Origin of the sequence: Roseateles saccharophilus, from assembly GCF_004342485.1 — a bacterium.
GTDB lineage: Bacteria > Pseudomonadota > Gammaproteobacteria > Burkholderiales > Burkholderiaceae_C > Pelomonas > Pelomonas saccharophila.
In genome coordinates, this window is the sequence record NZ_SMBU01000001.1 from 84,701 (window position 1) to 96,105 (window position 11,405).

Annotated in this window: 8 protein-coding genes; 6 read left to right on the forward strand and 2 right to left on the reverse strand. The window is 69.2% G+C overall.

Annotated features, from left to right (window positions below):
• Genes EV671_RS00325 through EV671_RS00345 form a run of 5 tightly spaced genes read left to right on the forward strand, consistent with a single transcriptional unit; the run spans position 1 to position 5,666 of the window.
• On the forward strand, positions 1-879 hold the full coding sequence (locus tag EV671_RS00325) for a carbohydrate ABC transporter permease (RefSeq protein ID WP_207911056.1): 879 nt from the start codon (positions 1-3) through the stop codon (positions 877-879).
• Positions 876-1,739 carry a carbohydrate ABC transporter permease gene (locus EV671_RS00330; RefSeq protein WP_132569034.1) on the forward strand — a complete coding sequence of 288 codons (864 nt, stop codon included), beginning with the start codon at positions 876-878 and terminating at the stop codon, positions 1,737-1,739. Before EV671_RS00325 ends, EV671_RS00330 begins: the two co-directional genes overlap by 4 nt.
• Complete coding sequence (locus EV671_RS00335) at positions 1,736-2,776, forward strand: ABC transporter ATP-binding protein (RefSeq protein ID WP_132569035.1); 1,041 nt, start codon at positions 1,736-1,738, stop codon at positions 2,774-2,776. Before EV671_RS00330 ends, EV671_RS00335 begins: the two co-directional genes overlap by 4 nt.
• Positions 2,773-4,284 (forward strand): tryptophan halogenase family protein, encoded by a 1,512-nt coding sequence (locus EV671_RS00340; protein WP_277592354.1) that lies wholly within the window; start codon positions 2,773-2,775, stop codon positions 4,282-4,284. Before EV671_RS00335 ends, EV671_RS00340 begins: the two co-directional genes overlap by 4 nt.
• Positions 4,281-5,666 carry a glycoside hydrolase family 30 protein gene (locus EV671_RS00345; protein ID WP_132569036.1) on the forward strand — a complete coding sequence of 462 codons (1,386 nt, stop codon included), beginning with the start codon at positions 4,281-4,283 and terminating at the stop codon, positions 5,664-5,666. The genes EV671_RS00340 and EV671_RS00345 overlap by 4 nt, the downstream gene beginning before the upstream one ends.
• Positions 5,667-5,741: 75 nt before the next feature.
• On the opposite strand, the gene EV671_RS00350 is transcribed toward EV671_RS00345, so the two are convergent.
• A complete protein-coding gene (locus EV671_RS00350; RefSeq protein ID WP_207911057.1) occupies positions 5,742-7,328 on the reverse strand; it encodes a ricin-type beta-trefoil lectin domain protein in 1,587 nt (528 codons plus the stop codon).
• Positions 7,329-7,607: 279 nt separating this feature from the next.
• Entirely contained in the window at positions 7,608-8,921 is a 1,314-nt protein-coding gene (locus EV671_RS00355) for a glycoside hydrolase family 30 protein (RefSeq protein ID WP_207911058.1), read from the reverse strand.
• A gap of 502 nt (positions 8,922-9,423) precedes the next feature.
• Between EV671_RS00355 and EV671_RS00365 the strand changes: the two genes are divergently transcribed.
• Positions 9,424-11,373 (forward strand): sialate O-acetylesterase, encoded by a 1,950-nt coding sequence (locus EV671_RS00365; protein ID WP_132569039.1) that lies wholly within the window; start codon positions 9,424-9,426, stop codon positions 11,371-11,373.
• The last annotated feature ends 32 nt before the right edge of the window (positions 11,374-11,405 follow it).

Consider the following 11,405-nt stretch of genomic DNA (forward strand, 5'->3'; position numbering starts at 1 on the left):
ATGAAGCGTCGCGGTCTCGCGGCCTGGGGGGCCTTGCTGCCCCTGGCCGTCATCGTTCTCGTCGGCTATGTCGGCACCGTGCTGTGGACGCTACGGACTTCGATGTCCACGTCGCGCACCTTCCCCAAGGGCGACTTCGTCGGCCTGCAGCAGTTCGAGCGCCTGCTGGACAACGAGCGCTGGCAGCTCGCCATCCACAACCTGGCCGTCTACGGCGTGCTCTACATCGCGGCGGCCATGGTCATCGGCTTCCTGCTTGCCGTCTTCATCGACCAGAAGGTGCGTGGCGAGGGCGTGCTGCGCACGGCCTTCCTCTACCCCTATGCGATGTCCTTCGTCGCGACCGGCCTGGTCTGGCAATGGGTGCTCAACCCCGACAGCGGCCTGCAGAACGCGATGCAGCAGCTGGGCTGGCAGGATTTCACGTTCGACTGGATCGTCGATCAGGACAAGGTCATCTACACCGTCGTCATCGCCGGCACCTGGCAGGGGGCGGGGCTGGTCATGGCGCTGATGCTGGCCGGCCTGCGCGGCGTCGACGAGGAGATCTGGAAGGCCGCGCGGCTGGACGGCATCCCGGCCTGGCGCGTCTACCTGTCCATCGTGCTGCCGATGATGGCGCCGACGCTGGCCACCGTCTTCACGCTGCTGGCCACCGGCGTCGTCAAGGTCTTCGACACCGTCGTGGCCATGACCCAGGGCGGCCCCGGCACGGCCAGCGACGTGCCGGCCAAGTTCATCATGGATCACCTGTTCGGCCGCGCCAACCTCGCGCTGGCCTCGGCCGGCGCGGTCATGCTGCTGATCACCGTGCTGGCGCTTGTGGCACCCCTGGTTTATGTGCGCAGCCGAAAGCAGGCCCGGGGAGGCCACGCATGAGCACGCGCAAAGCCACCCAGGCCTGGGCCCGCGTCGGTGTCTACGCCTTCCTGGGGTTCGCCGCGGCCTTCTTCCTGCTGCCGCTCTACGTGATGCTGACGACCTCGTTCAAGAGCATGGAGGAGATCCGCCTCGGCCAGATCTTCGCGCTGCCGTCGGCGATCACCCTCGACGCCTGGCGGGCAGCCTGGAGCGAGGCCTGCACCGGCGTCAGCTGCGAGGGCGTGCGCGGCGGCTTCTGGAACTCCGTCAGCATCGCCCTGCCCTCGGTCGTGTTGCCCATCCTGCTCGGCGCCCTCAACGGCTATGCGCTGTCCTGGTGGAAGCCCAGGGGCGGCGAATGGCTGTTCGGCACGCTGATGCTGGGTGCCTTCATCCCCATCCAGGTGATGATCTACCCGCTCGTCAAGCTGGAGGCCGCCGTCGGCATCTACAGCAGCCTGCCCGGCATCGTGTTCGTGCACATCGTCTTCGCGATGCCCATCATGACCCTGCTGTTCCGCAACTACTACGCGGGCCTGCCGGGCGAGCTGTTCAAGGCGGCGCGGGTGGACGGCGGCGGCTTCTGGCGCATCTTCGGGCAGCTGGTGCTGCCGATGTCCACGCCCATGCTCATCGTCGCGGCCATCATGCAGATCACCGGCGTGTGGAACGACTACATCCTGGGCCTGACCTTCGCCGGCCGCGACAACCTGCCGATGACGGTGCAGCTCAACAACGTCATCAACACGACGACCGGCGAGCGTCTCTACAACCTCAACATGGCCGCGACCATCCTGACGTCGGCGGTGCCGCTGCTCGTCTACCTCGTCTCGGGTCGTTGGTTCGTTCGCGGCATCGCCGCAGGTGCAGTGAAATGAGTGGTGTGAACATCCAGGGCCTGAGCATCAAGTTCGGCCACAACGAGGTCATCAAGGGGCTGGACCTGCAGGTGCACGAAGGCGAGTTCCTCGTGCTGCTCGGCCCCTCGGGCTGCGGCAAGTCCACGTTGCTGCACAGCATCGCCGGCCTCATAGCCGTCAGCGGCGGCCGCATCCATATCGGCGGCCGGGACATGACCGAGGCCGAACCCTCGGAGCGCGGCATCGGCATGGTCTTCCAGAGCTATGCCCTCTACCCGACGATGACGGTGGAGAAGAACATGAGCTTCGGCCTGCGCGTGGCCGGCACGCCCAAGGCCGAGATCGCACGGCGCGTAGACAAGGCCGCGCGGATGCTGCAGCTCACGCCGCTGCTCGACCGCAAGCCGGCCCAGCTCTCCGGCGGCCAGCGCCAGCGCGTCGCCATCGGCCGGGCCCTGGTGCGCGAGGCCGGCGTCTTCCTGTTCGACGAGCCGCTGTCCAACCTCGACGCCGAACTGCGCCGCGAACTGAAGCTGCTGCATCAGACGCTGGGCAGCACGATGATCTACGTGACCCACGACCAGGTCGAGGCGATGACGCTGGCCTCGCGTATCGTCGTCATGAAGGGCGGCGTCATCCAGCAGATCGGCACGCCGGCCGAGGTCTACGAGACGCCGGCCAACCTCTTCGTCGCCGGCTTCCTCGGCGCGCCGGCCATCAACCTCGTACCGGCCACCGTGGCCGCCGATGGCGTGTCGCTGCATGGCGCGCTGCCGCTGCGCCTGCCGGCGGGCAAGGTCGGGGCGGGGCAGGGCGTCGTGCTGGGCATCCGCCCCGAGCATCTGCGCCTGCAGGACGACGGCCGCTGGCGCGCCACGGTGCAGCTCGTCGAGCCCATGGGCAACCATCAGGTCGTCTGGATGACGCTCGGCGGGCAGGGCCTGTCGGCCCTCGTGCACGACGGCCGCCGCGTCGCGGCGGGCGACACGCTGGCCTTCGATCTCGACGAGTCCCGGCTGAGCATCTTCGACGCCGGCAGCGAGCAAAGGCTGTGAACGGCGAGCGCCGCATCGTCATCGTCGGCGGCGGCACCGCCGGCTGGATGAGCGCGGCGGCGCTGGCGTCACGGCTGCTCGGCAAGGACGGCGCGGCGCGCTGGACGCTGCGGCTCGTCGAGTCCGACGAGATCGGCATCGTCGGTGTCGGCGAGGCCACCATCCCGCCCATCCGCGGCTTCAATGCGCTGATCGGCCTGGACGAGGACGAGTTCCTGCGCGAGACCGGCGGCACGTTCAAGCTCGGCATCGAGTTCTTCGACTGGGGCGCCCTGGGCGAGCGCTATATGCATGCCTTCGGCGACGTCGGTCGGTCGCTGGACGAACTGCCCTTCCACCAGCACTGGCTGCGCCTGGGCGCCGCGTTGCCTCTGGCCGAATACTCGATCAACAACCAGGCCGCGTTGGCCGGCCGCTTCATGCGCCCGCGGCCCGACATGGCCGGCTCGCCGCTGGCCGAGATCGCCTACGCCTTCCATTTCGACGCGGCGCGCTATGCCGCGTTGCTGCGCCGTCACGCCGAGGCCCGCGGCGTGCAGCGCGTCGAAGGCCGCATCACGCATGTGGAGCGCGACGGCGGCGGCGTCCGCCGCCTGCGGCTGCAAGACGGCGAGGTCGTCGAAGGCGACTTCTTCATCGATTGCTCGGGCCTGCATGGTTTGCTGATCGACAAGACCCTGGGCGTCGCCTTCGAGGACTGGTCGCATTGGCTGCCCTGCGACCGCGCCTGGGCCGTGCCCACACCGCCGAGCGGGCCGCTGCTGCCCTACACCCGCGCGACGGCGCGCGAGGCCGGCTGGCAATGGCGCATCCCGCTGCAGCAGCGCACCGGCAACGGCCATGTCTTCGCCAGCGCCTTCGTCGACGAGGCGGCGGCGCGTGAGACCCTGCTGCGCCACCTTGAGGCCGAGCCCCTCGCTGAACCGCGCCTGATCCGCTTCCGCGCCGGCCGCCGGCGCGAGGCCTGGGTTGGCAACTGTGTCGCCATCGGCCTCGCGGGCGGCTTCCTGGAGCCGCTGGAGTCCACCAGCATCCACCTGATCCAGAGCGCCGTGCTGCGTCTGATCGAGATCTTCCCGGGCGACCGGGCCGAGCCCGCCGACATCGCCGAATACAACCGCCAGACGGCGGCCGAGATGGAGGCGGTGCGCGACTTCGTCATCCTGCACTACAAGCTCACGCGCCGCGACGATTCTCCCTTCTGGCGCCATTGCCGCGAGATGGCCGTGCCCGAGGCGCTGCAGGCCCGCATGGCGCGGTTTGCCAGCCATGGTCACATCCTGCGCCGGGGTCAGGAGCTGTTTTCCGAGCCGAGCTGGCTGCAGGTCCTCGTTGGCCAGGGGCTGCGCCCTCGCCACGCCCATCCGCTGGCCGGGCTCAGCGCCGGCGAGCGCGTGCAGGCCTTCGTCGACAACACCCGCGACGTCGTGCGCCGCTGCGTCGCCGTCATGCCGGCCCATGCCGACTTCATTGCCGCCCACTGCGTGGCTCCCAGCCAGAAACCATGAAGACACTGCTCCTGACCCTGACGGCCGCGTGCGTCGGCGTTGCCAACGCCTCACCTGTACAGGCCTTCCTGACCACGGCCGACCGCCAGCACCTGCTCGTGCCCAGCGAGGTCGCCACGCCCTCGGCCGCTGCGGGCGCCGTCATCCGCATCGACCCCGCGCGCCGGCACCAGAAGATCGCCGGCTTCGGTGCGGCCCTCACCGAAGGCTCGGCCTGGCTGATCCGCCACGGCATGAACGAGGCCCAGCGCGACGCGCTGATGCGCGAGCTGTTCACGCGCGAGGGGGAGGGCATCGGCTTCGAGTTCACGCGGCTGACCATCGGCGCGTCGGACTTCTCGCGCCACCACTACAGCCTGGACGACATGCCGCCCGGCCAGGTCGACCCCGAGCTGAAGCACTTCTCGCTCGACCCCGAACGGGCCGACGTCATCCCGCTGACGAAGCAGGCCCTGGCGCTGAACCCGGCGCTGCAGGTCATGGCCTCGCCCTGGAGCGCGCCGGGCTGGATGAAGACCGGCGGCAGCCTCGTGCAGGGCCGGCTCAAGCCCGAGTTCTACGGCGCCTTCGCCCGCTACATGGTGAAGTATGTCGAGGCCATGCAGGCCGAGGGTGTGCCCGTCTTCGCGCTGACGCTGCAGAACGAGCCCCACTTCGAGCCCGGCGACTACCCCGGCATGCGCCTGCCGCCGGCCGCGCGCGCCGCCATCGTCGGCCAGCACCTCGGCCCGCTGCTGAGAAGCAAAGGCATGAAGACCCAGTTGCTGGAGTGGGACCACAACTGGGACGAGCCCTGGAGCCCGATGTCGATGCTTGCCGACAAGACGGCGCGGCAATACGTGTCGGGCATCGCCTGGCATTGCTATGCCGGCGACGTGTCTGCACAGTCGCAGGTGGCCGGGCACTTTTCCGAACTGGACGTCTGGCTGACCGAATGTTCGGGTGGCGACTGGAAGCCGCATTGGGCCGAGACCTTGCCCTGGATCACGCGCAACCTCATCATCGGCGGCACCCGCCACGGTGCGCGTGGCGTGCTGATGTGGAACCTGGCCCTGGATCCGGCCCACGGCCCGCACACCGGCGGTTGCACCGACTGTCGCGGTGTCGTCACCATCGACCCCAAGGATGGGAGTGTCACGCGCAACATCGAGTACTACGCCTTCGGCCACGCCAGCCGCTTCGTGCGCCAAGGCGCGTGGCGCGTGGATTCAGAAGGGGGTGCGGCGGGGCTGGACCATGTCGCCTTCACGAACCCCGATGGCGGCACCGTGCTCATCGTCTGCAACTCGGGTGCCGCGGCGCACCGCTTCACGGTGCAGGCGCCGGGCCGGCGCTTCGCCTACGAGCTGCCGGCCAGTGGCGTGGTGACATTCGTGTGGTGACGAGAACACTGCTGCGCGCGGTCCCGTCGGCATCGGCGGCGGTCGCTTGAGCCGCCGCCGCGAACCGTCCCGGCCTCAGGGCTGGGCGGCCAGCTTCCAGCCCTGCTGGGCGCTGCCATCGCAATCGGCGATCTGCAGCCCGGCGCCATTGGTGGTGGCGCCGCCGGCCACCGCCAGGCAACGGCCACTGGCCAGCCCGACGAACTGGTAGTAGCCGTCGGCCCGCAGCACGGGCGTCCATTGCTGGTTGCCGCCGCCACCATAGGCCCAGAGCTGCGTGGGCGAGCCGTTGGTGGTGGCCGCGCCGGTCACGTCCCAGACTTCCCCGGGCGCACCGCGGCTGACCACCTTGCGCACGCCGCCGCTGACCGCCTGGAACTGCCAGCCCTGGTTGCTCTGGTTGCTGCCGCAGGCCCACTGCTGCAGCACCGTGCCGTTCGCCGTGCCCCAGCCGGCGGCGTCGATACACAGGCCGCTCTTGACGTTGACGACGTTGAACCAGGTGCCGGTGGCGATGCCACCGCGGCCGTTGACGCCGCCGCCATCGATGCCCAGGGCCGGGTTCTTCGCGAATGACTTGGCCGTCGTCCACTGGGCCCACTTCGATGCGATGGTGGCCTGCGAGTCGGTCGAGATATCGGGCGTCTGTGGCCAGTAGGTCGGGTCGTAGAAGCCCCAGCTGTCGGTCGGCAGGCCGTGCGTGGCCTTGTAGGACCACATCGTCCAGCTTAGGCCGGCGTTGTTGTAGGTGTCGACCGTGTACTGCCAGGTGGTGGCGCCGTTGCCGAAGTCGTTGAACTCGCCGATGTAGGCCGGCACGTTCCAGCTAGCGTGGTTGTTGAAGTCGGCCACCTGCTTGTCGGCGCCGGCGCGCACGCTTGCGTCGCTCATGTTCGAATACTGGTACTCGTGCATCTGATAGACCACGTTGGTCCAGTTGTGCAATGCCGGCGAGGGCAGCATGTCCCAGTTCCAGTTGCCGAAGGTGCCTTCGATGTAGACGATATGGTCGGGGTCGGCGGAGCGTACGGTGCTGTAGAGGCTGTCGTAGGCCGAGATGACCGCGGCGGCGTTGGGTGCGCCGGTGGGCTCGTTGAGCAGGTCGTAGCCTGCGACGGTCGGATTGCCCTTGTAGTGGTTGGCGATCTGCCACCACATGAAGCCCGTGTTGCCCTGGTTGTTGGCGTCGGTCCAGTAGGTGTTGAGGTTGGCTTGTCCGGTCGTGTCGGAGGCGGATTGGCCGCCTACCGCGCCGTGCATGACGATGACGACATAGAGGCCACGCTGGGCGCAGGCGTCGACGAGCCAGTCCAGCATGTCGAAGGCGTCCGCACGCCAGCCGCTGTTGGACACGTTGTCCAATGGGTAGAACTGACCCCACCAGACGGGCACCCGGACGGTGTTGAAGCCCGCAGCCTTGATGTTGTCCAGGTCCGAGGCCGTGATCCAGCTTTGCTGGTAGGTCTTGAGCAGCGCCTGCTGCGCCGCGACGCCGAAGCGGCTGTTCAGCGTGCGCATGACGCTGTAGGTGTCGGGCAGGGAGCCGCTGTCCAGCGGGCTCATCCACTTCTCCATGACGAACCAGCCGCCCAGGTTCAGACCGCGCTGCGGCACGACGTTGCCGGCCGCATCGACGACGCTGCGGCCGCTGGTGCGCAGCATGGGCAGTGTCGCGTGCGCAGATGTCGTGAGGCCGGCAAGGGCGGCGACCAGGAGTGGTGGGACCAGTGACCTGCGGAAATTGAACATGTGTTTGTCTCCGTTGTTTGCGCGTTTGCGCTTGCTCGAGGTGATGCCCGCCGGCACGCGGACCCGTTTCCGAGCGCGCGCAGCGGGCAACATTGGAATCGATTCCAATGTTCTTGCCGGATGCGATTCGTGCAGGCCCTGAGGGCGTCACCTCGCATGCGACCTATCGGTCGGGGCAGGCCTGTCCGCGGCCTATTTCCAGCGCATGGTGGCGGCCGACTGGGCGGCCAAGGTCAGCGAGAAGTTGCCCGCCGCCGCGTTCACCGAAACATTGCTGGCGACGCTGCTGTCGTTGAACACCAGTAGCACGGTCGTGCCGTCGGGGTTGGCAAAGGCAACGGAAAGCACCGTGCCCACGCTGGTGGAAGCGATGCGCTTGGCGCCCTTTTGCACGAAGCGGCTCAGGTGGCCCAGCGCGTAGAACTCGGCGTTCTTGGTCACGGCGCCCGTCGCGCTGTTGACGGTGACAACGCCGCGGCAGTCAGTGCAGCCACCCGTGTGTGGGCCATGGTTTTCGTCCAGCGCGATATTGAACAGCAGCACGCCCTGCGCCCAGTTGCGCGTCGCGCCGATCATCAGCGTGCGCATGTTGTAGGCGAGCGTGTTGCCGAAACCCGGCGCGCCTTCGAAGCCAGTGCATTCCGTGAAGAAGGTGCCGAAGCCCGGGAAGGCATCGTGCACGGTGGATTGGGCGCTGACGTCGCCCCGGTAGCAGTGCCAGGCCACGCCGCCGATGAAGCCGGCTGCCTTGGTATCGGCCAGCACCGTAGTGGCCTGTGCAGCCAGATCCCAGTTGTGATCCAGCTCGAGTAGTTTGGTGGGCAGGCCCGCCGTGCGCAGGGCCGGCCCGACATAGTCGCCGACGAGGCTGATGCGCTGCTGTGGGCTCAGCCTCATGCCCGGGTAGTCGGTGGGTTCGAAGTCCGGCTCATTCTGCAGGCTGAGGTAATCCACCGTTACCCCTTCGGCGCCGAAGGCCTGGACCGTCTTGGTCAGATAGCGCGCGAAGGCGTCGTAGCTTTCGGTCTTCAGCGTGCCCTGGATCAGGGAGTCCGTGCTCTTCATCCAGCCGGGCGGGCTCCAGGGCGTGGCCATCACGGTCAGATCCGGATTGAGCGCCAGTGCGGCGCGCGCCGTCGGCAGCACGTTCTGCTTGGCGGGCGCTATGGAGAAGGCGGCCAGCGTGGGGTCGGTCTGCCCGGCCGGCATATCGTCATAGCTGTATTGCGTCTGCGAGAAGTCAGACGCGCCCAGCGGGATGCGCACGAAATTGAACCGATTGCCTTGCGGGCCGAACAGGTCTGCAAGCAGCGCATCGCGCTGGCCAGCGCTCATGGTGCGCTGGATGACGTAGGCCGCGGCGTCGGTGATGCTGGCGCCAAAACCCACCATCCGTTGATAGGTCTGTGTCGCGTCCACGGCGATGGCCGCACCGGCCGCAGCGCCGGTGTAGATCGGCAGCGGCGTTTGCTGGGCCAGCAGGGACGTTTGGTCTGGCGTGGTCACCCAGATGTCGGCCGCGCTGCCTGTCGGTATTGGCGCTGGAGCTGGAGCTGGAGCTGGAGCTGGAGCTGGAGCTGGAGCTGGAGCTGGAGCGGGGGATGGTGAGGGCGCGCCCCCGCCGCCGCAGCCTACCAACAGCGCGGCGGTCATCAGGCCGCCAAGCAAGGTCACGCGCACAGGAATGGTCTGGCTCGCATGTTGGAGCATCTCTTTCGTCATGACGCTATGTCTCCTTTGCTGTTAAAGTGGAGCCGGTTCCATTTCAGTGTCGAGCAGGGTTGGCGGCTTGTCAACTCGCGGCGCGCCCTCAATCAGGCCGGCTGTGAAAACCATCGAAATACGAATTCCACGTCGCGTTGACGCGCCACCTGTCCGCGACGTCGAGGTTGTGCAGGCCGGCGGCGCGCCTGTCTTCGCGCCGAGGCTCCAGTGCTCGGTCGCAGGCGGACCGGCAATGCCCCGCGCCGAGCGTCCGGTGGGCAGATTTCGCGGTTCTGGAGTGGTGATGAGGGCCCTCCCGCTCCTGGCCCTGCTAGCCACGTTCCATGCCAAGGCGCTGGAGTTGGCCGGCGTGTTCGGCGATCACATGGTGCTGCAGCGGGATGCGCCGCTGCACATCTGGGGCCGGGCCGAGCCGGGTCAGCGCGTGCGGGTACAGATCGCCGGCGGCGAGGCAGGCGCTCAGGCCGGGCAGGACGGCCGCTGGCAGGCGACGCTGAAGCCGCTGAAGGCTGGCGGCCCGCATGAACTGCGCGTCAGCGCCGGGGCCGATCAGCGGTTGCTGGCCGACGTGCTGATCGGCGATGTCTGGGTCGCCGCCGGCCAGTCCAACATGGAGTGGCGACTGGCCGACACCCTCGGCGCCGCGGCCGACGTCGCCGCGGCCGATCTGCCGCGAATCCGCCACGCCAGGATGCCGCACCGCGCCAGCCTCACGCCGCTGCGCGATACGCCGCCGCTCGCCTGGGACATCAGCAGCCCCACAGCGGCCGGCGAGTTCAGCGCCGTGGCCTGGCACTTCGCACGCCGCGTGCAGGCCGAGACCGGCGTGCCCATCGGCCTGCTGAACCTGAGCTGGGGCGGCACGCCTATCGAAACATGGACCAGCCCGCGCGCCGCCGCGGCCGACCCCGATCTGGCCGGCACGATGCGCACGATGCCCACCGACGAGGCCGCCTTCGTGCAGCGCCGCCGCGGCATCATCCTGGAGCGCGTGCGGCGCTTCCAGGGCGATGCGCCGAGCGCGGTGGACGGCGCCGACCCCGCGCTGGACGACAGTGGCTGGCCGACGCTGAACGCGCCCCAGGTCTGGGAGACCCAGGGTCTGCCCGGCCTGGACGGCCGGATCTGGCTGCGCCGCCACGTCACGCTGACGGCCGCCGAGGCCGCCGGCGCGGCGACGCTGCACCTGGCCCGCGTCGACGACTGCGACGAGAGCTTCGTCAACGGCCACCCCGTCGGCCAGACCTGCGGCTGGGACCAGCCGCGCGCCTACGCCCTGCCTGCCGGTCTGCTGCATGCAGGCGACAACCTCGTCGCCGTGCGCGTGACCGACACCGGCGGCGATGGCGGCATCCATGGCCCGGCCACCGAGCTGCGCCTGGACACCGCGGCCGGCCCCAGGCCGCTCGCCGGCCGCTGGCGGGCCCGCGTCGAGGCCCTGCAGACCCTCACCGAGCCCGGCCCCAACGACCTGCCCGGCCTGCTGTTCAACGGCATGGTCAGCCCCATGACGCCCTTCGCGGTGCGCGGCGTCATCTGGTACCAGGGCGAGACGAATGCGCCGCGCGCGGCACGCTATGCCCAGGCCTTCCCGCGCCTCATCGGCGACTGGCGGGCACAGTGGCGCGAACAGGGGCAGAAAGGGCTGCTGCCCTTCTACTTCGTGCAGCTCGCCTCCTACGGCCCGCGCCCGCCGCTGCCCGAGGGCAGCGCCTTCGCCGAGCTGCGCGAGGCCCAGCGCCAGACGGCCGCCCGGGTGCCCGGCACCGGCATGGCCGTCAGCATCGACGTGGGGGACGCCGACGACATCCACCCGCGCGACAAGCGCACGGTGGGTGAGCGTCTGGCACGCATCGCGCTGGTGCAGTCCTATGGCCGGGCCATGCCCTTCCGCGGGCCGACGCTGAAATCCAGCCGCTTCCTGCCCGACGGCCGCATCGAGCTGCGCTTTGCCGACGTGGCCGGCGGCCTGGCCACGCGCGGCGGCGGCCCGCTGCTGGGCTTCGCGCTGGCGGGCGAGGACCAGCGCTTCCAACCCGCCCGGGCCGAGATCGTCGGCCGCGACCGCGTGCGCCTGTCGAGCGACGCGGTGCGTCGGCCCGCCGCCGTGCGCTATGCCTGGGCCGACACGCCGCTGGAGGCCAACCTCGTGGACGGCGCCGGCCTGCCGGCTTCGCCCTGGCGCAGCGACCACTGGCCTCTGGTCACGCGGGACGTTCGTCCGGAGTTCTGACGAGGCAAGTGCCCCACAGACGCGCCCGCGCC